Consider the following 22,170-nt stretch of genomic DNA (forward strand, 5'->3'; position numbering starts at 1 on the left):
AAGAATGAATTCTATTGCTTAAATTGCAGGAATATCGATTGATTATGTCAAAACCCATCCTAGTAATAAAATTTGGATCGTCCTCAATCACCCATGCTAATGGGGAGGTAAACGAGCAAACCTTAGAGAAAATAGCCTCGCAAGTCGCTCAATTACAGCCTAATTACCATATTGTATTGGTATCGAGTGGGGCTGTGGCAGCAGGTAAATCAGTCTTTAAAAATTACAAGGGAAGTTTGTCGGAACGTAAAGCCGCAGCCGCCGTGGGAAATCCCATTTTGATAGCGAAATACAATCATTATTTTCAGAAATACGGTATTTCTATTGCTCAAAGTCTTTGCGAACGTCATCATTTTTCGCAGAGAGGTCAATTTTTACAATTAAAAGAAACCTACCAGGAGCTTTGGAAAAATGGAGTTATACCCATTGCCAATGAAAATGACGTAGTGAGTAATGTAGAGTTGAAATTTTCCGACAATGATGAATTAGCTACTTTGATAGCTACAGGTTTTGGAGCTTCTAAACTATTGATTTCCACCTCAGTTGGAGGGCTTTTGGATGGAGCAGGAAATATCATCAGGTATGTTAAAGAGATTGATTCTGAGGTATTAAGTGTGGTAAGTACGGATAAATCTAGCTCTGGTTTAGGAGGAATGATTTCCAAATTGACATTCACTCGTATGGCAACACGGCTCGGAATTAAGGTGGTGATATTTGGCCTTGATCAAAAGGAGGGAATAGTGGATGCCTTGCACGAAAAAATAGGGACAGTTTTTGAGGCTCAGGAAGCTACTTTGAATTCTCGGCAAAAGTGGTTGGCAACAGGTTCTTTGATTCGAGGTAAAGCGGTATTGGATAAGGGTGCAGTAAAAGCTATATCTCAAAGAAAAAGTTTGCTTTCTGTGGGCGTAGTTGAGTTTTTAGGTGATTTTGAAAAAGGGGAGGTCATCGAATTATTGGATGTTTCCAAAACGCCTGTGGCCATCGCTAGGGCCCGTTGTGCTAAATCTGAATTGCTAGCAGCTACATCTAGTTTAGAAGTAGCACATGCAGATGATATTGTGCTTTGGTAAAGGAGTCAGCCTTTTATTTTTTTATTTTATACCTAAAATCACACCGCTCAGCACCTTGGGCAATCGTACCTTGTCGGATCATTTCTAATCCAGCTAAACTAGTAGTCAAGTGGTCAACCTCGCATAAAATGGAGGTAAACCGAGCATAATTATGTTTTTGAAATTGCTTGCAAATACCGCATTGTAGGATGTCAATGCCATAGCCTAAGCCATGCGTAGATGCTTTATCCGTCACTATTCGAGCAATAAATCCATCAGGATGTCCCGATTTTTCAGCTTCTTTTTTTAAGTTTTGAATTAATAGTCGTCCCAACCAAGTTCCTATGAAGCGAGATGGCCAGGTTTTGATCAATCGTTGAAATCTATTTTTAGGCTGAACAAAATCATTGGCTACTTCTAAACATACTTGTCTAATCTGTTCATAACTTTCCCCTTTCTCATCTAGACTTTGAATCATGGCTAAAAAGTAGGCACTGAAAGATAATCTTTTGTCGATGGGATTTTGAGAGTCAGCTAAGCTAGCATCGTAAATCTGGGGATAAAGGACATCCATTTTGAAAATGATTTCATTGGCCGTCAAGGGATAATGTTTGACTAATGTGGGCAGAAAATAGGGATTAAATTTTTTCATGAGAAGGATTATTTTCAAAAAATCAGTGAAAAGAACGATGGATTATAAAGCTAGTACCTACCTTTTTTAATTATCAATTTCTTGGACAATTTATTGAATTTTAATCCGTTAACGCAACGCTGGCAAGGTTTCGAACCTTGACAGCGTTAAAAATGCGTTAACATTTTATTTGTGTTTTACCTTGGCTATCCTGAGCAGTTTCTAGAAATTCGTAAACATCTCCTTTGACCGGATCTGTTAATACTTGATTTTTAAATGGCATGGTATAGTAGATTTTGAACGTTTTAATACAATAGTTAGAAAATTATTTAATTATTTAAATATTTTCAAAAAAACAAAAAAAATGGTTAGTTATTCGACTCGCTGAGCCGCCCATAACTAACCAATTCATATGGAAATAATATGTAGTTTTTAGGCGATCACAACCGCTTCTCCACTTTCTACATCTTGTTCCACTGTCTTATATTTGACATTTTCCTTCAAGGAACCATCGCGATACTGAACAGTGACTCTTTGATTTCGGTCAGCAATTTTAATAGCCTGACGCGGAGCAATTCTCTCTTCGCTCCTCGAAGAAGGGTCATGGTATTCTTGCTGTTCTTCACCTTGTCCTCCGGCTAAACCGCCCAACAAGGAAGAAATAGCTTCATCTTTGCTTAATTGCAATTTCGGGGCCTTCTCTTTTTTAACTTGTTGTGCTTGGTTTGTTTGTTGAATTTCAGGTATTTCTGCTTTTAATACAAAACTGATGGTGTCTACATTTACTCTTGACACAAAGCGTTGGAATAGATTTACGGCTTCAAATTTGTAAATCAACAATGGATCTTTTTGCTCGAATACGGCATTTTGAACGGACTGCTTTAAATCATCCATTTCACGTAAATGCTCTTTCCATTCTTGGTCAATCAATGTCAAAGTGATGAATTTCTCCATTTCTTTGACTACTTCTTTTCCTTGCGAATCAATGGTCTTTTGCGCATCAACCACAACACCCGTTACCCAATTTCCATTGGTAATAGGAACCTGAATGCCGGAATATCCTTGACGCAAAGCTTCTTGAGCTACTTGAATAACTTGCTGAGCTATACCTTCATTTTTACTCTTATAATGATCTTCTGCAGCCAAGAATAAACGCTCAATCTTCACCTCAGGAGATAAACGGTTGAAGTCTTCTTCCACAAATGGTGGCTCAATGCCCAATAATTCGATAACCTTCAATTCCAATTCAGCATAGCTTGAATATTGACCCACCAAATCTTGGCATACATCAAACATCGTATTGATGATATCCAAAGATAAACGTTCTCCTAAAAGGGCATTTTGTCGACGTTTATAAATGGCATTTCTTTGGTAGTTCATGACGTCATCGTATTCCAATAATCGTTTACGAATACCAAAGTTATTTTCTTCTACTTTCTTTTGTGCTCTTTCAATGGAAGAGGTAATCATGGAATGTTGAATAACTTCTCCTTCATCCATACCCAAACGATCCATCACCTTAGCGATACGGTCAGAACCGAACAAACGCATTAAATTGTCTTCCAAAGAAACAAAGAACTGAGATGATCCCACGTCTCCTTGACGACCCGCACGACCACGTAACTGTCTATCGACACGTCTTGATTCATGTCTTTCAGTACCAATAATGGCCAAACCACCAGCAGCTTTTGATTCCGGACTTAACTTAATGTCTGTACCACGTCCCGCCATGTTTGTCGCAATGGTTACCTTACCCGATTGACCAGCTTCGGCTACAATCTCTGCTTCACGTGCATGTTGCTTCGCATTCAATACATTGTGAGGAATCTTACGAATCGTCAATAAACGGCTAATTAATTCTGAGTTTTCTACTGAAGTCGTACCCACTAAAACAGGTCGGCCTCGGTTCACTAACTCTTGAATTTCTTCGGCTACAGCATTGTATTTTTCACGAACCGTACGATATACTTTGTCTTCCGCGTCTTTTCTTTGAATAGGACGGTTGGTTGGAATAGAAACGACGTCCAATTTGTAAATCGTCCAAAACTCACCAGCCTCCGTTTCGGCTGTTCCGGTCATACCACCTAATTTGTGGTACATACGGAAATAATTTTGCAAGGTGATGGTGGCATAAGTTTGGGAAGCATCCTCCACATTAACGCCTTCCTTCGCTTCGATCGCTTGGTGTAAACCATCCGAATAACGGCGTCCTTCCATCACACGACCAGTCTGCTCATCCACAATTTTCACTTTGCCGTCTACTATGATGTATTCCGTATCCTTCTCAAACAATGCATATGCCTTTAACAATTGATTGACCGTATGTATTCGGCTGGCTTTATCATTGTATTCACGAATCAATTGTTCTTTTTGAGATAAACGGTCAGCATCTGACAGCTCTTTATTTTTCTCAATTTTATTAAGGTCAATGGATAAATCTGGAAGTACGAAGAAGTTTGGATCTTCGGTATTACCACTCATGAATTCCAATCCTTTTTCGGTTAATTCTACTTGGTTATTTTTTTCTTCAATGGTAAATAACAAAGGAGAATCTGCTTGTGGCATTAATTTTTGGTTTTCTGCCAAATAAATGGATTCCGTTTCATGTAAAATTTGCTTATTTCCAGATTCCGATAAAAACTTAATCAATGGTTTGGATTTAGGTAAACCACGGAAAGCCCTAAATAATGCTAATCCACCCTCTTTTTTATCGCCTGCCGCAATCTGTTTCTTGGCTTCAACTAAAAAGTTTTGTACTAATTGCTTTTGAGCTTCAACAAGCTTTTGAACTCGAGGATTGAAGACATCAAATTCTTGCTCATCTCCACGAGGAATAGGGCCAGAAATAATCAATGGGGTTCTTGCATCGTCAATTAAAACGGAGTCAACCTCATCCACCATAGCAAAATGATGCGGTCTTTGAACTTGGTCCTCTAGGCTACGAGCCATATTGTCGCGCAAATAATCAAAGCCAAATTCATTGTTAGTACCATAGGTGATATCCGCTGCATAGGCATTTCTACGCTCTTCGGTATTGGGTTCATGCTTATCAATGCAATCTACTCGTAACCCATGGAATTCAAATAAAGGCGCATTCCATTCCGAGTCACGTTTAGCTAAATAATCATTGACAGTAACAATATGTACACCTCGACCAGCCAAAGCATTTAAATAAGTGGGAAGGGTAGAAACCAAGGTTTTACCTTCTCCTGTGCCCATTTCAGAGATTTTTCCTTGGTGCAATACAATACCTCCAATCAATTGGACATCGTAATGTATCATGTCCCAAGTAATGGTATTTCCTGCGGCATCCCAGGTATTTGACCAGATGGCTTTATCGTCATCTATGGTTACATTGGATTTCTTGGAAGCAATGAATTTATCTTCAATACTGGCTTGAACCACCAATTGTTTATGCTCTGTAAAGCGACGAGCCGTTTCTTTAACTACGGCAAATGCTTCTGGTAGAATTTCATTCAAAATGACTTCTAATTGCTTATTGCGTTCCAGATTTAATTTATCAATCTCTTGGAAAAACTTCTCTTTGGCATCTATGTCCTCGGTGGCTTGACCCTGCGCATGTAAGCTATCTATTTGAGCATCGATATCAGCTAAAAATGCTTGAATACGAGCTTTAAAATCATAGGATTTTTGACGTAATTCATCGTCTGAGATGGAACTCAAGCGAGCGTACTCTTCTTTTATTTTGTCGACAATCGGCATCAAGGCTTTGATGTCTCTTTCCGACTTGGTTCCAAATATTTTGGTTACTGTTTTGCTGAAGATGGATAACATTGTATAGAATGTGTGCCTACCTAGGCCATTTTAAAATTGAATATGCAATTTACCAATTAATCTCTAAAATCTCTAAATTCTCCAGGATTGGGCTAGAGTAAATCACTTTCAGAACTTTTGGAATATATATTGTGCTAATTGATTGACCAAAAATAGATGATGCGACATGTTAATCTTTAAACTTTATGGTCATGGTGGTATCTGGTTTGGAAAAACGGGTAACGACCACATTCAAGGATCCAGACTCTTTTTTAAGTCGCTGCGGAACAGCTACTTGATCGAAAAATACAGGATCGGCCAAATGTAAATCTAATTTTCTACGTGTCCCGTCTTTTTGCTTCACAACCAAGATGTAATGTATTTCGTTTGGGTTAGTGGCATCCGTATACTTTTTACGAATAGACCCTTCCAAAGCTAAATCGCGAATTTCACTTGGTGAATCATACATTTTTTCTGCCCAAAGGTTAGGCAAAAAAAGTTGGGCCAATAATCCTAAAGTTCCAACGATGAATACAAGTTTGGTGAAATTTTTTCCTCCCCAATCCACCGATTCTCCTGAACCTGAATTGCCACCAACCATATTGCCGAACAAGGGCATTTTTAATTTTTTTCGAGGAGCTCTTCTGGGTGGGGTATAAGCTTGTGACATAGGAAAAGGGATAATTCTCGCAAATCAAGTGATTTTTTTTGGTTTCTACGGTTAATTTTTTTGATCAGTTCCAAAATATTTTAACAGTAAACTTCAGTAGAACGGAATACCCCAAGGAGAAGTTCCCAGATTTCTTGAAAATAGAAAAATGACAAGTTAATTTATCAATTATTTGATAATTAAGTTTGATTGCTTTATTATTACAATCTACTTTAAACTTATTAACGGCTGTATTTCAATGGCTTTTATGAAATACATTTAAACACATGGACACCATGTTAACCTGGAATACCACCCATGTTTCCCATTTATTATCCCGCGTATTGTTCGGCTATTCTAAAACGGATTTAGAGCGAGCTATGGGTTATGGCAATTTTAATGATTTGCTAGACCTAGCTATTTTAAAGGATATTCCACTCCCTTCCCCACCTGATACTTGGGTGGATTTAACTCCTGAGCAAGCTCAATTGGATAGGAATCAGGCTGGTCCTTGGTTTTTGCAGTTGACGAAATGGTGGTACAGCCGTATGCATAAAGAATCACTCAGCATGCAGGAAAAAATGGTTTTATTCTTACATAACCATTTTTCCAACGAGAGGCAAAAAGTAAATTATCCTCAATATGTTTACAAGCAAAATCAGCTTTTTAGAAAATATGCCTTTGGGGATTTTAAGCAATTAGTGAAAGATATTAGTATTGATCCATCCATGCTCATCTATTTGGATGGAAATAATAGTAGGGGGACTTCTCCCAACGAGAATTATGCCCGGGAAGTAATGGAATTATTTACGCTAGGGATTGGTAACTATACTGAGAATGACATCAAGCAAGCAGCCAAAGTATTTTCAGGATGGCAAGTAAGGGGATTGGTTTCGGTTTTTGATGCAACAAGGTGGTACCGAGAAACTAGTCTTACGGTTTTAGGTAAAACTGCCCGATTTGATAATAATGGCCTGATTGATCATATTTTTACACAAACAGCAGCAGCCGAATTCATAAGTCGTAAGATTTACAAGGAATTCGTTTATTACAAGCCAGATGAGGTGTTTGTTAAAAAAATGGCTGCGGTTTTAAGGCAAAACAATTTTGAGTTAAAGCCCTTATTGAAATTCATATTTACTTCAGAGGAGTTTTATAAACCAGAAATTATAGCAGCTAAAATTAAGAGCCCAACGGAGTTGATCGTAGGGGCAGCTAAGCAATTGGAATTGAAAAACCCAGATTTACAGAACTGGTATGATATGGCAATCATCCTTCAAATGCAGTTGTTTCAGCCACCTGATGTTTCGGGTTGGGAAGGCCAGCGCGATTGGATCAGCTCAACAACCTATTCCTACCGATCAGGGTTTACGGATTCACTTTTAAGTGGGAAAAGGTATAATGGGGCTACGGTCACGGGAAAATTAGATCCCATAGCTTTTGCTAGGTTATCTTCCAATGCTGAAAAACCCAAGGAATTTGTGGAAGAAATGGTCAAATTATTCATTCGCTTCCCCTTAACTGAAGCTAGAAAGGCATTTTTACTGGAAGTCCTTTTGGATGGCACTATTGCAGCCAATTGGTCCACGTATACACCCAATGCAGATGCGAGGATTAATAAATTTTTGAAAGCAATGATGCGTTTACCTGAATATCAATTGGCATAAAATGAAAAAAGAAATTAGCCGCCAAAAGTTTTTGCGTCAAATGGCCTTGCTTAGTGGTGGGGTGACCTGGGGTATGGGTTCCATTTCAGGGAAAGCATTTGGAGCCATTCCCTATGCAAGTTCGGCAAGAGGGAAGGTTTTGATTATTATTCAACTCAATGGAGGTAATGATGGATTAAATACCATAATACCTGCTGAGGACGATAATTATTTTTCTAAGAGGCCAGATATTTCCATTAAAAGGGCTGATGCTCTTCCGCTTTCCAATGGCATGTACATGAATCCTGCCATGACCAGCATGAAGGCTTTGTACGATAAAGGACTGGTATCCATTGCGCAGAGCGTTGGGTATGCTAATCCTAATCGATCTCACTTTAGAGCTACGGATATTTGGAATACAGGTTCCGATGCCGCGACCGTATGGGATGAGGGCTGGGCAGGCCGTTTTTTAGAAATGCAATACCCCAACTATCCCATTCAATTGCCTAAGGATCCCATGGCAATACAACTTGGGTCTGTGGAATCACTCTTATTTCAAACGGATGTGGGAAGGGTTGGGACCGTATTTGAAGATCCCAATTTATTTTACCAATTAGTTTCTGGCACCTTAGCTGATGCTGAATTACCACCTGCTACCCTTGCCGGCGACGAGTTGGCTTTTCTAAAGCAAATCGCGAGTTCATCCATACAATATTCCACCGTTATTCGTGACGCAGCCAATAAGGCAAAAAATACTTACACTTACCCCAATTCAAATTTAGCTAGACAATTAAGTATCATCGCTAGATTAGTGGCTGGAGGATTGGAGACACCGGTTTACCTAGCTAATATTGGCGGATTTGATACCCATGCGAATCAAAAAAACCAGCATGCCAACTTATGGAAAACCATTTCAGAGGCGGTTTCAGCTTTTCAGTATGATATGACCAACCAAGGTTTAGCGGATTCCGTCAGCATCATGACTTTTTCAGAGTTTGGAAGGAGAGTAAATCAAAATGGTACCCAAGGAACAGATCATGGAACCGCAGCACCTATGTTGTTTATTGGAAATTCCGTTCGTGGAGGCTTAATTGGAGCCAATCCTAATCTAACTAATTTGGATAATAATGGCGATTTACGCTATAATTTCGATTATCGTCAGATTTATAGTACGGTCCTTCGCGATCATCTAGGATTAGATGCCTATAAGACGCAGGAGCTTTTCAAACAGACATTTGAGCGTGTACCTATTTATAAAAATTCTCCAGATGTCTTACCAGATACTTTGGGAATGGAGCTGAATTCTCCTATGCCTAATCCTGTGACTGATTTTACTACCGTCCAATATGCCGTATATAAACCAGCTTTAGACATCAAAATTAGTCTCTATGATATACAAGGACAGGAGATCAAGACTATTTATCAAGGTACGCGGACAAAAGGGACTTATCAGTTGACTTTGATCGCATTAGGTCTTTCTCCGGGCATTTACTTGGTACATATGTCTAGTACATCAGGGCTTTCGATGCACAAAAGGATGATTGTTCAGTAAGGGGGTGATTTTAATACAAGCCATAAATTTGTATATTCGTAGCGCCTTTTACTGCAACATTTGAGGGGGTATCAACGTTTTATGATCTAACTAGCAGCATCATCTATGATCAGACTCTTCAGCTTTTGTATTTTGATTTCTCTTTTGGCATCCACCTCCGTGCAGGCACAATTTTGGTTTTTGGGTCAAAATAGCAAAAAAGCAGCTCCTAAAAGTCCATTTAAAGCTCACTCATCTTTTGGTTTTGGTGCCGGATCCTCAACTTACCTCGGCGATATTTCACCAGCTATGACCTTACTGGATGTAGGAGGTAAAACCTTGCGTTGGAATGCCGGGTTACAATATACCCGTCATTTTAAAAAGCATTTTAGTATCCAAGGAAGCTTTACCTATATCCGCATTGCTGCTGATGATAATTATTTTGATCCAGCTGGTCGATTCGAACCAAGTTATACCAGAAACTTGCATTTTAGAACGGATATGCAGGAATTATCTCTGATAGGTATTTATGAAATTCTAGGAAACGAGGAAAACTTGCCCAAGCGCAGAACTTTGTCACCTTATTTATATGCAGGGCTATCTGGGGTGTATTTTAACCCAACCACGAGAAGGCCTGCAACGCATGAGACAAATTTTTTAACTACAGTTCCACCTGTTCAGCAGGATTGGAATACCGATTTACAATCTTTGCAAACCGAAGGTGTCGATTACTCTAAAATTACAGGTGCTGTACCTTTTGGTTTTGGAATTCGTTACAAACTCAATCAATCCTTTGATATTGGATTTGATTTTGGATATCGTATTGCGTTTTCTGATTATTTGGACGATGTATCCGATAACCGTGTGAATGTTCCTGCTGTAACTTCATTGATTACTGACCGTTCAACAGAATGGTTCGCGGCTAATACTTTGGCAGATCGTAGACCCAACTTACTCACGGGTTCAGGTAATCCCCCTTTAGTCGCCAAAGGTTCTGACCAGTATTTTACTACCCAAATTCGCTTGATTTATCATTTAAAAAATAAGATTGATTGTCCTCCACTGCCACGATAGTACCCTCCAACATATACAAGGCCAGTTTTTTGTGTCTTCTTGTTTTCTTTTTAGCTCAATCTACGGATCTAAAAGCTCAAAGGTGGGCATGGGGTGCAGGTTTTGGTGCTACTGCATATAAAGGGGAATTAGCCGATTGGGGATATCGACCTAGCGTGGCTGAGTTAAAGGAAACTTTGCCTGCCATGCACTTATTTGTTTCTTATCAAGAAAGGCATGCTTTTTCCTATCGTTTTCAAATGATGGTGAGTCGGCTTCAAGGTAATATTGCCAATAGGCCCAGTACATTTTTTCCCGTGGGAACTCCTCCAACCGTGATAACTCCTAATGGAAAAGTTGCCGATGCTTCCATTTTTGCCACTTCAATCACGGAATTTTCTGGTATCGTAGATTATAATTTTTTGGATTATGAAATTGATCCTAGACATGTTAATTGGACCCCCTATTTCTATGGTGGATTGGCAGCAGTATTTGCTAGTCCAGATAAAATTGATGCCTTTTTAACTCCCGCCATTCCATTTGGAATTGGGGTCAAGTTTCAAATCAATAAAAATTGGGGGATTCGTGGGGAGCTGGGTAGTAGAAAAGTGTTTACTGATAAATTAGACCAAGTTGCCTCACACAATGGAAGTATGGAAAGCTTTACCCTAGACGGTGGAGACCAATATTTACATCTCGGTTTTTCTGTTACTTATACTATTCAATCCATCTTTTGTCCCAAAGTTTATTGATTGCTCCGTGCATTTTGAATAGGTGTTCAAATTAGCTATCTTTACCACTTTGTTTTATCCGATTAATTATTGCCCTATTTGTGAAAGAATCCATTGACCTTAACAATCTTCCTGCCCATATTTCCGTTATCATGGACGGTAATGGTCGTTGGGCGAAACAGAAGGGTTTCACAGATCGAATTTTTGGTCATCGTAATGCGATTCAGGCAGTTAGGGAAACCATAGAAGGTTGTGGAGAATTAGGGGTAAAATTTTTGACTTTGTATGCCTTTTCCACTGAAAATTGGAATAGACCCAAAGCTGAGGTGATGGCCTTGATGAGTTTATTGGTGAGTACCATCAACGAGGAATTGCCCACCATGATGAAGAATCAGGTGCGTTTAAAGGCCATTGGGAACATAGAGTCATTGCCAGATAAATCTCAAAGAGAATTGCTGGCAGCCATGGATAAGACAGCAAATAATACGGGCTTAACTTTAGTCTTAGCTTTGTCTTATTCTGGAAAGTGGGATTTGGTGCAAGCCACTAAAAAGGTAGCTGAAAAGGTAGAAAAAGGGGAGTTGAAAGCAAATGATATTAATGATCTGGTCATTGACCAGCATTTGTCGACCGCAGGAATGCCTGATCCAGATTTAATGATTAGAACCGGTGGTGATCACCGAATTAGTAATTTTATGTTATGGCAATTGGCTTATGCCGAATTGTATATTTTTGAAGATTTATTTTGGCCTGATTTTAGAAAAGAACATTTACATCAGGCTATCGTTGATTTCCAAATGAGAGAAAGACGATTTGGTAAAACGAGTGAACAAGTTAAAAGTGAAGGCTAAGGCTTCGTATGAAAAATAGATATTTAATGAATCGAGTTAACGCGTGCCAATTACAATGGAAATCATTGGGCTTGTTTTTCAGTTTGATGATGATTGTAAGTCAAGGTGTATTAGCTCAAGGCTTGGGTGGGCGTCTTTTTTCCACCACACCTAGCAGTGCAGAACCTACATTTTCCTATTCATTGCCCCAAGAATATACCATTGGGGGGATTTCTATCTCTGGATCCCAATTTTATGATGCTAATTCCATGGTAAACATTTCGGGTTTACAGGTGGGAGATAAAATTAAAGTTCCCGGAGATGCCATAGCTTCTGCTATCAAGAAGATCATGGATCAGGGTATTTTGGAAGATGTTGAGATTTTTGCCGAAAAAGTAGAAGGAGAGAAAATATGGTTGCGAATCCAATTGAAGGAGCGGCCTCGTTTATTTGCCATTACCTACGACGGGATTAGAAAGGGAGAAAGAGAGACTTTGAATGAAAAAGTAAAAGCCTACAAAGGGAAAATAATTACAGAAACACTGCGTAAAAATCTTGAATTAGTTATTCGTAAATATTACCAAGAAAAGGGTCGTTTAAATGTTACTACCAAATCCGTTGTAAAAACGGATACCACTAAAGGAAATAACGCCACCTTGATTGTTACGGTTAATAAAGGTGAAAAAGTTAAGGTACATAAAATAATTTTAGACGGAATAGAGCCTTCCCAACAATCGCTTATTTTGAGAAAAATTAAAAACACCAAGCAAGTTCGGTTTGGTCGTATTTTTAAGCCATCAAAGTTTGTTCCTAAGAAGTGGGATGAAGATAAAGAGAAACTTTTGGCAGCCATGAATAAATTGGGTTTCCGTGATTTCCAATTGATTTCTGATTCCGTTTACCGTCATGATAATGAATCGGTTAACTTGAAGGTCAAATTAGTTCAAGGTCGTAAATATTACTATCGAAATATCTTTTTTGAAGGAAACTACATTTATCCAGACTCCGTTTTGAAGGATGTATTGGGAGTCAAAAAAGGGGATGTGTATAATACCGAGGAATTAGATAAAAAAATGGGAGGAAATCCAGGAGAGGATTTGAGTTCGGTTTACATGGATAATGGGTATTTATATTACAATGCAGAACCCGTTGAAACGTCCATCGTAGGTGATTCCATAGATTTAACCATTCGAATTTCAGAGGGAAAACAGGCTACCATCAACAAAGTGATTTTGAATGGTAATACCAAAACTTCTGACCACGTGGTGATGCGTGAGATTCGTACCTTACCAGGTCAAAAATTCAATAAATCAGCCATTATTCGTACGGTTCGTGAGTTATCTCAAATTGGCTATTTTAACCCAGAAAAAATCTCGCCCAATCCTCAGCCTCGTGCCGATGGAACAGTGGATATTGAGTACAATGTGGAGGAAAAGCCTTCCGATCAGATTGAATTGTCTGGAGGTTGGGGTGGTTACGTGGGTTTTGTAGGAACCCTTGGAGTGGTCTTTAACAACTTCTCCGCTAAAAATTTGACCAATTGGTCAGCTTGGCGACCATTACCAGCTGGAGATGGTCAAAAATTGGCGGTTCGTTTTCAGGCCAATGGAGTGGCATTTCAAAATTATAGTTTGACTTTCACTGAACCATGGTTGGGAGGTAAAAAGCCTAACTCGTTTTCTATTGCATTAAATCGTAGTATTTCTTACCCATATCAGTTTAGAACGACAGGTTATGGTGGACAAGGTCTTGGTGGAGGACTTGGTGGTCTAGGCGGTGGATTTGGCGGCTATGGTGGTTATGGTGGCTACGGCGGCTATGGTGGTTATGGAGGTTATGGCGGCTATGGTGGCTATCAAAGTTATTCTGTGCCAGATTCATTGTTATCGGCTCACTTCAATGTGAATAGTATTACTTTCAGTTTAGGAAAGCGTTTGAAATGGCCGGATGATTATTTCTCTTTGAGTCACTCTTTATCATTTTCGCAATATGACGTAGACCGTTACTATACTTGGGCTTATCCTCAAGGTATTTCTACTTCGGTTACTTTCATGACTAATTTTTCTAGAAATAGTATAGACAACCCTACATTTGCTCGTTCAGGATCTAGTTTTTCATTGACAGCATCCTTAACTCCACCTTATTCTTTATTAGGAGGAAATAAATCAGGTCAATTGATTGAGTACCATAAATGGATGTTAGATGCTAGTTGGTTTAGTCCATTAGCTGGTAAATTTGTCCTTCATACGCGTGCTCACTTAGGTTTCTTGGGCTCTTATGGTGGAAAAGAAACAACTCGATTTGAACGATTTGACTTAGGAGGTTCAGGTATGGTTCAAGGTTTTTCTTTCAATCGTGATATCGTAGGTTTAAGAGGTTATAAAGACCGTGTTATTGGACCATCTGGATCATATGGAAATGGGGGAGTGGCGTACAACAAGTTTGTGATGGAAGTTCGTTATCCTGTATCCTTAAATCCTTCTGCGACTATTTTTGTATTGGGTTTTGCTGAGGGAGGAAATAACTTCTCTAGCTTATCTGATTACAATCCTTTTAACTTGTACAAGTCAGCAGGATTTGGAGCACGTATATTTATGCCGGCCTTTGGTATGATTGGTATTGATTATGGTTTTGGATTTGATAAACCAAGACCAGGAGATAGTGATTTTGGACGCCAGGCCTTTACCTTCTCTATCGGTCAACAGATTAGATAGTGATTTAGCAGCAGACAATGAAAAAGTCGATTTTTTTATTAATTTTGATGCTTACGGTGCTAGGACAAAGGTCTTTTGCCCAGAAATTTGGATACATTGATACTGAATTTATTACGTCTAAAATGCCAGAATATAAGCAGGTGCAGGCTAAGATAGATCAGATGACTAAACAATGGATTCAGGAGATTTCGAGTAAAAATGAGGAAGTCGCTAAATTGGAGCGGGAATATAAGTTAGAAGAACTTCTTTTGACAGAAGATTTACGCCAGCAAAGGTTAAATCTAATCCGTCAAAAAGACAATGAAGCCAAGACCTTTCAAAATCGAATATTTGGAACAGAAGGTGAATTGTTTAAGTTTAAGCAAGCAGCTTTGAAACCTATCTTGGATGAAGTGTCTAAAGCGGTTGAAAAAGTAGTTCGTCAAAAGCGACTCGATTTCTTATTTGATAAGGCAAATGATGGATTGGCTATGATTTATACCAATCCGGTACACGACTATTCTGATTACGTATTGGAAGAATTGGGATTGGAACTAGATCCTAATTTGGTCGATAAAGCAACTGATAAAAGTAAACCAGTAAAAGAAAATTAATAATCAATTAAACAAACGTATGAAAACCAAATTTTTGTTGGCCATGGGCCTAGTGTTCGGAATGGCTGTTTTGCCTCTTAAGGCGCAGATTAAGATCGGATTTATCAATGCAGATTACATATTAAGTCAAATGCCTGAAGCTAAACAAGTGGAAGAGGATTTGAAAAATACGCAAAAGCAATATGAGACTTTGTACCAAGGTAAGGTAAAAGACTTTCAAGATAAATTAGCTGTATTTGAAAAATTGCCAGCTAGTACTGCTGATATCATTAAACAAGATAGAGAGAAGGAATTACAGAACCTTCAAACTTCTATTCAAGAGTTCCAACAAAATTCTCAATCTTCTTTACAAAAGAAGCAAGCACAATTGTTGCAGCCTTTGTTGAAGAAAATAGAGGAAAATATGCATGCGGTAGCTAATGAAAATGCTTATACTTATGTATTTAATTACGATGCAGGTATGGGTACCGCTCCAATCTTATTACACTATCCAGCTGATGCTAGCATCTCTGATTTAGTATTAAAGAAAATGGGTATTACGCCAAAGCCAGTAACAGCTACTCCAGCTGCTGCTACTACCACTCCAGCTACAAAAACAGCTACTCCAGCAACGAAGAAATAAGTATTATTTGTTGATAAAAAAGGGTGCAAGTCTGACTTGCACCCTTTTTTTATGTGTTCCAACTACTTGATTTTATTCGAATCAGCGCTTATTATATCAAGTTATTGAATCGCTTTTGACTTACATTTGTTAAGCCAGGTTTGCTTACTTTTTGCTCATTAGTTTTGAGTTTTTTCAGCTTTTTGATTTGTAAGCATTCAGGTTTTTCAAGCTTTGGGATTTGTCAAGCCTTGGGATTTGTCTAGCTTTTAGATTTGTCAACTTTTAAAAAGTTGACAAATCTCCTAGTTCCCTAATCCCTAATCCCTAATCCCTAATCCCTAATCCCTAATCCCTAATCCCTAATTCCTAATCTCCTAGTTCCCTAATCCCTAATCTCCTAGTCCCCTAGCTCCCTAATCTCCTAGTCCCCTAGTTATATTTGATGCCCCCCCTCAATTAGGGTGTCTGAAGCCTAGGCTTTTCCCCCTTGGTATTTATTCTTTTTCCAACCCGTATAAGGCGTATTCTTTTTGGGTTCAAAGGTGCTAGAAGTATTTGCACCCGCGGGCCCACCTGTTCTAGGTGTTCCACTATTTCTATGAGAGGAACTAGCATTCGCTGCCCTTGGGGGTCTTTGTGGCTTAGCGGCCTTCTTTGCAATGGTATGGTTCATTAATGGATAAGGATGATCCTCTATAACAGGGATTTGTTTACCTATTAATTTTTGAATATCTCTTAAATATTCTTTTTCTTCTGCTTCGCAAAACCCAATGGCTATGCCGCTAGCCCCCGCCCTTCCTGTACGACCAATTCGGTGTACATAAGATTCAGGTATGTTCGGAAGCTCGTAATTAATTACGTGGGTTAATTCATCAATATCAATACCTCGAGCCGCAATATCTGTTGCTACCAATACCCGCGTAAGTTTGGATTTAAAATTATTCAAGGCTGTTTGACGGGCATTCTGTGATTTGTTTCCGTGTATGGCCTGCGAATTAACTCCAGCTTTGGTTAAATCCTTGGCTACTCGGTCAGCACCATGCTTTGTTCTTGTAAATACCAAAGCTCTTTCAATGGATTTATCCTTGAGAATATCGATTAATAATTTTCGTTTATTGTCCTTATCAACAAAATAAATCACCTGATTAATTGTGTTTGCCGTGGATGAGACGGGAGTCACTTCCACTTTTGAAGGATTGACTAAAATACTGTTGGCCAACTCAACAATAGCTGGGGGCATCGTAGCGGAAAAGAACAATGATTGACGTCTTTGTGGTAACCTAGCAATCACTTTCTTTACATCATGAACAAAGCCCATGTCCAACATTCGATCTGCTTCATCCAATACAAAGAACTGTATATTTTGGAGACTAATGATTTTTTGATTCATCAGATCCAATAATCGACCTGGAGTGGCTACTAATATATCTACACCAGCACGTAATGATTCCACTTGACTATGCTGACTAACCCCACCAAAGATCACTTTGTAGCGCAAATTGGTGTTTTTACCATAACTTTCGAAACTTTCACCAATTTGAATAGCTAATTCACGTGTAGGGGTCAATATAAGACTTCTAATTAGCCTTTTGCCTGCAGGTAAATGTTTGTCTTGAGTTAATAGTTGAATAATTGGTATCGCAAATGCAGCCGTTTTACCTGTACCTGTTTGCGCACATCCCAATAAATCTTTTCTGTCCAAAACCAAAGGAATGGCTTGAGCTTGAATAGGGGTGGGGGTTGTATACCCTTCTGATTGTAAAGCCTTCAGAATAGGCTCAATTAAATTTAATTTTTCAAATGACATATTGCCTTTTTGTTTATCGACCGGGTTGTTTTGATTTCTTGATCACCGGTCGGACGAAAAGGAACTCGTTGTCTGAAATGTAGACGTATTATTTTTTAAGAAATGCAGCAAACATCCAAATTAATTTCTCTTGCTCTCGTATGTAATCGCTCATGAGGGCGTTTGTCCCTTCGTCTTGAGCATCAGAGGCTAAATTCAATAATTCTCTTTCCAAAAGGATAAGCGCTTGAAAACCTTCTAAAATATGGCTTAAAGCTTCTTTTCCGTCCGATACATGCTTGACTTCTTTAATGGTCGAATGAGACACATAATCCGTAAAAGAATGTAATGGGGTATGGCCTAACGTTAGAATACGTTCTGCGATTTCATCAATTTTCAACAAAGCATCATTATAAATTTCTTCAAATTTCAAATGCAATTCAAAAAACTTATCACCCGAAATGTTCCAATGGAAACCTCGAGCATTGATATAAAGAATTTGATAATCTGCTAAAAGGATATTCAATTTAGCGGCTAGTTCTTTTGACTTTTGACTGTCTAGTCCGATAAGATTCGTGTTAGCCATAGAAATAAAAATGCATGTTAAGCTAATGTATCCAACGACATCATGACGAAAATGGTTCAATACTTTCTGAGCCATTCACTGAATACCCGCGCAATTTCGACATTATTCAGCTAGAAACCTGTATTTGTGCTAAAAATATGTCAAATGTCAGTAAATAAGATTTTTTTTATTCTTGAAAATAATGAACCGTCTGAAGGATGGTCGTAATAATTATCACCGATAAAACGATGTATCGAAAGGCATTTTCGGATATTTTGGTTAAAATGATTTTACCAATGTATGTCCCTAAAATACTGATGATAATCAAAAAAGGAATGAGAATGATATGTTCCCGGTGGAAGTAACCTTGTGAAATATATACAACTGCTCTGCTCAGGTCTACTCCAAAATCAATGACCGCAGATGTAGCGATAAATACATCTTTTTCTAATTGAAATGCGGCTAGAGTAACACCTCGAATTGCCCCTCCTGTGCCAATTAAACCGGCTAAAAAGCCAGATATAGCTCCACCTGAATACAGGTTTTGATTATTTTTTTGAATTCTCCGATGAGCTCCTGACATTAAATAAAACGATAGAGCAAGGATGATGATATTCATGCTTAACTCAATCTTTTTTTGAGGAATTAAACTAGTTAATAATGCCCCCAATATGACAAATAGGACTGCAGGTATGCCAAGTTTAATGACAATGTTTTTGTCTATTCCTTTTCTGAATAAAAGAATTTTGGAGGTATTACTAAATACATGAAATACTGCGGTTACTCCCAAAACAATTTTGAAATCTAAAATCAAAGAGGCCAGTGGAACAAATAGGATAGAAGAGCCGAATCCGCTAACCGTACCTATTATTTCGGCCAAAAGAGCTAGAAAAAAGAATAGAGTATAGGTTTCCATTCGTTGAATATACCAAATACTCGCTAGATTCTAATGGGAAGAATCTTCGTTTTCTTTAGATTCGATAGATTCCGAAATCAATTCTTTATTTTCTTCTGAGCTATGTTTTTCTAGAAATCTATTTTGAAAGATCAAGAAAAGCACGACACCACAAAAAATGGAAGCGTCAGCAAAATTGAAAATGGGCGTAGAATAATAGCTTCCTCCCCAAATGGGTATCCAGTTGGGTAAAATACCTTCCCAAATATCAAAGAAAAACATATCAATTACTTGGCCATGAAACCAGGTCATTGGAGCATTGGCTGGGGCATTATTGAACCATACGCCATAAAAAATGGAATCGATTAAGTTTCCGATGGCACCTCCCAAAATTAATCCCATACATACCAATAATCCGGAATGCATCTTTTTCTTGGTGAAACTATAAAGGTAATAGCCAATGCCAAACATCGCTATGATGCGAAAAGTGGTCAGCATTAATTTGCCATAAATAGTGCCTAATTGAATACCAAAGGCCATCCCTGGATTCAGGGTATAGTGTAACTTGAAATAGCTTCCAATGATTTCAATTTGACCAAAATAACCTGGCTCCATGAAAAAATGCACAGATAATTTGATGGCTTGATCAATGAGAATAATAGCAATGCTGACTAAAAAGTAGCGGTAATTTTTCAACTTCATAGGTTATTTCTTCGGCTCACTTCTTTTTGTAAAAGGGCAAACTCCCTGGATGTTTGTCCGGCAATGGAACTATTTTCTTCAGCTCGGCGGAATAGATAAGGCATTACTGCGGAAACAGGACCATATGGTACATATTTGGCCACATTATACCCTGAAGACGCTAAATTGTAGGAAATATTATCTGACATTCCCAATAATTGAGCAAAATATATATGAGGATGATTTGATGGAATACCTTTTTCATCCATCCATTGGCATAATAATTGACAACTTTGCTCATTATGTGTCCCCACACAGAAATGCACTTGATCCAAGTGTTCCAAACATGCCTGAATGCCTAAATTAAAATCGCGGTCTGTTGCCTCTTTTTCTTTGTGCAAAGGTTCCGAATATTCGTCCTCATGTGCTCTTAATCGTTCTTTTTCCAAATAGGCACCGCGAACTAACTTCACCCCTAAAAAATAGGATTGATCGACGGCCTTTTGAATGGCCTGATGAAGATTTTCCAACATATCTACTCGATACATTTGGAAAGTGTTGAAAATGATAGCAGTTTTTTGGTTAAATCGCTGCATCATTTCGTAGCATAATTCATCTATGGTGTTTTGAATCCAACTTTCTTCCGCATCAATGAATAAACGAACCTGCTGTTGGTATGCTTCTTGACAAATTTCAACCAAATATTCTTTGCTTTTGAGGAAATCTACTTCTTCCTCTTCCGTCAGTCCTTTTTCTGTTTGATATTTCTCCAATAGTTCACTATTAAAAATCCCCGTCATCTTGAAAACAGCAAAGGGTATAGCACTGTTTTCGTGTGATTGAACTATGGTTTTAAGTATTTCATTTTTAGTTAATTGAAAAGATTTGTCGTTTTCTTCTCCCTCAACCGAATAATCCAGAATAGTACCAATGTGAGCTTTATCAAGTTCATGAATGGTGGTTTGGCATTCCTGTATAGATTCTCCCCCACAAAATTGGCCAAAAAGAGTAGTTTTTATTATTTTTTTAACAGGTAAATGTAAGAAAAGGAATAATTTGATGAAAAAAGTCCCTAACTTTACAAGCCAATTTTGGTTCATTATCGCAAAAATCCAATAGGACTTGCGAAGTTGAAAATCACTTTTAGAAGCAAAGGCGATTTGGGTGTCCTCAAAAGATAGCTTTTTCAAGTTTTTCGAAGATGTTTGGTGGGTCATTTTTTTTAAATTGCCTGCAAATATAAGTGAATAAAATTTAACCGAATCTGTAACACAAGAATAATAATATTAAAACAGTTTTGAGCCTAGGCTCTTTTAATCTATCCAAATTTATGAATGCCAATTTAGAAGTAGTGCCGATGCAAGAATGGATTCAGACAGATGGCAAGCCGCTTATTATAGCTGGACCTTGTTCTGCTGAGACTGAGGACCAAGTATTAGAAACCGCCCGCCGTATTAAAGCGGAAGGTTATGCGCATATCATGCGTGCTGGTGTTTGGAAACCTCGTACACGTCCAGGAAGTTTTGAAGGCATGGGAGAACCAGCATTAAAGTGGTTGGTTGAAGCAAAAAAAGAAACAGGTTTACCATTAGCTATCGAAGTAGCCACACCAGAGCACATTGAATTAGCTTTAAAATATGGTGTGGATGTTTTATGGATTGGTGCTCGTACCACTGTAAATCCATTTAATGTACAAGACTTAGCTGATGCGTTAAAAGGTGTTGATGTTCCTGTATTGGTGAAAAACCCAGTTAACCCAGATTTAGCTCTTTGGGTGGGTGCGTTTGAGCGCTTACAAGGTTCCGGAATTAAAAAATTAGGTGCTATCCACCGTGGTTTTTCTAATGCACAAGAGACTAAATACCGTAATTCACCTATGTGGGCTATGGCAGTTGAATTGAAGCGTTTGTTCCCACAAATGCCCATTATTGGTGATCCATCTCACATGGCTGGAAAGCGTGCTTTATTGATGGAATTATCTCAGCGTATTTTGGATTTGAATTACGATGGTATGATCATCGAAACTCACCGCGATCCAGATGCAGCTTGGTCTGATGCTTCACAGCAAGTAACTCCAGAGAAATTAGGAGAAATGTTGCGTGAATTAGAAGTTAGAAAAGCCAATTATGGTGCTGATTTCTCTGATGAATTAGCTGCTTTGCGCGAGAAAATTGACAACATTGACCGCGAGTTATTGGAGGTATTAACTGCTCGTATGGCTGTGGTTGAAAAATTAGGCGAATACAAGCGTGATAACAATGTAGCTGTATTACAACTTGACCGTTGGAAACAATTACATGGAGACCGTGCTAACCAAGCTAAAGGCTTAGGTTTATATCCTGAGTTCGTAGAAGAATTATTTAAATTGGTTCACTTAGAATCTATCCGTAAGCAAACGGAAGTAATGAATTCAGCTACTGCTTAATCAAGAATTT

18 protein-coding genes are annotated in these 22,170 nt (G+C 38.4%); 10 read left to right on the forward strand and 8 right to left on the reverse strand.

Going from position 1 to position 22,170, the window contains the following annotated elements:
* Nucleotides 1-44 precede the first annotated feature (44 nt).
* Nucleotides 45-1,073, forward strand: coding sequence for a glutamate 5-kinase (proB, locus tag SKC36_RS11095; protein WP_459454756.1), 1,029 nt, complete (start codon nucleotides 45-47; stop codon nucleotides 1,071-1,073).
* Nucleotides 1,074-1,086: 13 nt separating this feature from the next.
* Here the strand turns inward: proB and SKC36_RS11100 are convergent, their stop codons facing one another.
* The 3 genes from SKC36_RS11100 to SKC36_RS11110 all read right to left on the reverse strand — a co-directional run bounded on the left by SKC36_RS11100 (nucleotide 1,087) and on the right by SKC36_RS11110 (nucleotide 6,127).
* Nucleotides 1,087-1,704: an L-2-amino-thiazoline-4-carboxylic acid hydrolase gene (locus SKC36_RS11100; protein ID WP_459465930.1), complete on the reverse strand. Its 618-nt coding sequence runs from the start codon at nucleotides 1,702-1,704 to the stop codon at nucleotides 1,087-1,089.
* Nucleotides 1,705-2,115: 411 nt separating this feature from the next.
* Nucleotides 2,116-5,478, reverse strand: a complete 3,363-nt coding sequence (gene secA / locus SKC36_RS11105) for a preprotein translocase subunit SecA (protein ID WP_459465931.1) — start codon at nucleotides 5,476-5,478, stop codon at nucleotides 2,116-2,118.
* 169 nt (nucleotides 5,479-5,647) lie between these two features.
* Nucleotides 5,648-6,127, reverse strand: a complete 480-nt coding sequence (locus SKC36_RS11110; RefSeq protein WP_459465932.1) for a hypothetical protein — start codon at nucleotides 6,125-6,127, stop codon at nucleotides 5,648-5,650.
* Nucleotides 6,128-6,393: 266 nt separating this feature from the next.
* Between SKC36_RS11110 and SKC36_RS11115 the strand changes: the two genes are divergently transcribed.
* The 8 genes from SKC36_RS11115 to SKC36_RS11150 all read left to right on the forward strand — a co-directional run bounded on the left by SKC36_RS11115 (nucleotide 6,394) and on the right by SKC36_RS11150 (nucleotide 15,826).
* Nucleotides 6,394-7,773 carry a DUF1800 domain-containing protein gene (locus SKC36_RS11115; protein WP_459465933.1) on the forward strand — a complete coding sequence of 460 codons (1,380 nt, stop codon included), beginning with the start codon at nucleotides 6,394-6,396 and terminating at the stop codon, nucleotides 7,771-7,773.
* Between the two features lies 1 nt (nucleotide 7,774).
* Nucleotides 7,775-9,304 carry a DUF1501 domain-containing protein gene (locus SKC36_RS11120; protein ID WP_459465934.1) on the forward strand — a complete coding sequence of 510 codons (1,530 nt, stop codon included), beginning with the start codon at nucleotides 7,775-7,777 and terminating at the stop codon, nucleotides 9,302-9,304.
* Nucleotides 9,305-9,409: 105 nt separating this feature from the next.
* Nucleotides 9,410-10,357 (forward strand): DUF6089 family protein, encoded by a 948-nt coding sequence (locus SKC36_RS11125; RefSeq protein WP_459454750.1) that lies wholly within the window; start codon nucleotides 9,410-9,412, stop codon nucleotides 10,355-10,357.
* A 29-nt stretch (nucleotides 10,358-10,386) separates the two neighbouring features.
* Nucleotides 10,387-11,088, forward strand: a complete 702-nt coding sequence (locus SKC36_RS11130) for a DUF6089 family protein (RefSeq protein ID WP_459465935.1) — start codon at nucleotides 10,387-10,389, stop codon at nucleotides 11,086-11,088.
* An 80-nt stretch (nucleotides 11,089-11,168) separates the two neighbouring features.
* On the forward strand, nucleotides 11,169-11,918 hold the full coding sequence (locus tag SKC36_RS11135) for an isoprenyl transferase (RefSeq protein WP_459454748.1): 750 nt from the start codon (nucleotides 11,169-11,171) through the stop codon (nucleotides 11,916-11,918).
* 26 nt (nucleotides 11,919-11,944) lie between these two features.
* Complete coding sequence (gene bamA, locus SKC36_RS11140; RefSeq protein WP_459465936.1) at nucleotides 11,945-14,611, forward strand: outer membrane protein assembly factor BamA; 2,667 nt, start codon at nucleotides 11,945-11,947, stop codon at nucleotides 14,609-14,611.
* A 17-nt stretch (nucleotides 14,612-14,628) separates the two neighbouring features.
* Nucleotides 14,629-15,204 (forward strand): OmpH/Skp family outer membrane protein, encoded by a 576-nt coding sequence (locus SKC36_RS11145; protein ID WP_459465937.1) that lies wholly within the window; start codon nucleotides 14,629-14,631, stop codon nucleotides 15,202-15,204.
* Between the two features lie 19 nt (nucleotides 15,205-15,223).
* A complete protein-coding gene (locus SKC36_RS11150; protein ID WP_459454745.1) occupies nucleotides 15,224-15,826 on the forward strand; it encodes an OmpH/Skp family outer membrane protein in 603 nt (200 codons plus the stop codon).
* Nucleotides 15,827-16,280: 454 nt separating this feature from the next.
* Here the strand turns inward: SKC36_RS11150 and SKC36_RS11155 are convergent, their stop codons facing one another.
* The 5 genes from SKC36_RS11155 to SKC36_RS11175 all read right to left on the reverse strand — a co-directional run bounded on the left by SKC36_RS11155 (nucleotide 16,281) and on the right by SKC36_RS11175 (nucleotide 20,925).
* Nucleotides 16,281-17,615 carry a DEAD/DEAH box helicase gene (locus SKC36_RS11155; protein WP_459465938.1) on the reverse strand — a complete coding sequence of 445 codons (1,335 nt, stop codon included), beginning with the start codon at nucleotides 17,613-17,615 and terminating at the stop codon, nucleotides 16,281-16,283.
* Nucleotides 17,616-17,703: 88 nt separating this feature from the next.
* Entirely contained in the window at nucleotides 17,704-18,180 is a 477-nt protein-coding gene (locus SKC36_RS11160) for a Dps family protein (RefSeq protein ID WP_459454769.1), read from the reverse strand.
* 166 nt (nucleotides 18,181-18,346) lie between these two features.
* Nucleotides 18,347-19,075, reverse strand: a complete 729-nt coding sequence (locus SKC36_RS11165; RefSeq protein WP_459454743.1) for a sulfite exporter TauE/SafE family protein — start codon at nucleotides 19,073-19,075, stop codon at nucleotides 18,347-18,349.
* Between the two features lie 30 nt (nucleotides 19,076-19,105).
* A complete protein-coding gene (locus SKC36_RS11170; protein WP_459465939.1) occupies nucleotides 19,106-19,756 on the reverse strand; it encodes a lipoprotein signal peptidase in 651 nt (216 codons plus the stop codon).
* A complete protein-coding gene (locus SKC36_RS11175; protein WP_459454741.1) occupies nucleotides 19,753-20,925 on the reverse strand; it encodes a proline dehydrogenase family protein in 1,173 nt (390 codons plus the stop codon). Before SKC36_RS11175 ends, SKC36_RS11170 begins: the two co-directional genes overlap by 4 nt.
* Nucleotides 20,926-21,065: 140 nt before the next feature.
* Between SKC36_RS11175 and SKC36_RS11180 the strand changes: the two genes are divergently transcribed.
* Nucleotides 21,066-22,160 (forward strand): chorismate mutase, encoded by a 1,095-nt coding sequence (locus SKC36_RS11180; protein WP_459454740.1) that lies wholly within the window; start codon nucleotides 21,066-21,068, stop codon nucleotides 22,158-22,160.
* Nucleotides 22,161-22,170: the final 10 nt, after the last annotated feature.

Source organism: Aquirufa sp. OSTEICH-129A (assembly GCF_054558355.1).

Coding starts and splice junctions, on each gene's coding strand:
- proB (WP_459454756.1), top strand. CDS start 45: ATGTCAAAACCCATCCTAGTAATAAAATTTGGATCGTCCTCAATCACC.
- SKC36_RS11100 (WP_459465930.1), bottom strand. CDS start 1,704: ATGAAAAAATTTAATCCCTATTTTCTGCCCACATTAGTCAAACATTAT.
- secA (WP_459465931.1), bottom strand. CDS start 5,478: ATGTTATCCATCTTCAGCAAAACAGTAACCAAAATATTTGGAACCAAG.
- SKC36_RS11110 (WP_459465932.1), bottom strand. CDS start 6,127: ATGTCACAAGCTTATACCCCACCCAGAAGAGCTCCTCGAAAAAAATTA.
- SKC36_RS11115 (WP_459465933.1), top strand. CDS start 6,394: ATGGACACCATGTTAACCTGGAATACCACCCATGTTTCCCATTTATTA.
- SKC36_RS11120 (WP_459465934.1), top strand. CDS start 7,775: ATGAAAAAAGAAATTAGCCGCCAAAAGTTTTTGCGTCAAATGGCCTTG.
- SKC36_RS11125 (WP_459454750.1), top strand. CDS start 9,410: ATGATCAGACTCTTCAGCTTTTGTATTTTGATTTCTCTTTTGGCATCC.
- bamA (WP_459465936.1), top strand. CDS start 11,945: ATGAATCGAGTTAACGCGTGCCAATTACAATGGAAATCATTGGGCTTG.
- SKC36_RS11145 (WP_459465937.1), top strand. CDS start 14,629: ATGAAAAAGTCGATTTTTTTATTAATTTTGATGCTTACGGTGCTAGGA.
- SKC36_RS11150 (WP_459454745.1), top strand. CDS start 15,224: ATGAAAACCAAATTTTTGTTGGCCATGGGCCTAGTGTTCGGAATGGCT.
- SKC36_RS11155 (WP_459465938.1), bottom strand. CDS start 17,615: ATGTCATTTGAAAAATTAAATTTAATTGAGCCTATTCTGAAGGCTTTA.
- SKC36_RS11160 (WP_459454769.1), bottom strand. CDS start 18,180: ATGGCTAACACGAATCTTATCGGACTAGACAGTCAAAAGTCAAAAGAA.
- SKC36_RS11165 (WP_459454743.1), bottom strand. CDS start 19,075: ATGGAAACCTATACTCTATTCTTTTTTCTAGCTCTTTTGGCCGAAATA.
- SKC36_RS11170 (WP_459465939.1), bottom strand. CDS start 19,756: ATGAAGTTGAAAAATTACCGCTACTTTTTAGTCAGCATTGCTATTATT.
- SKC36_RS11180 (WP_459454740.1), top strand. CDS start 21,066: ATGAATGCCAATTTAGAAGTAGTGCCGATGCAAGAATGGATTCAGACA.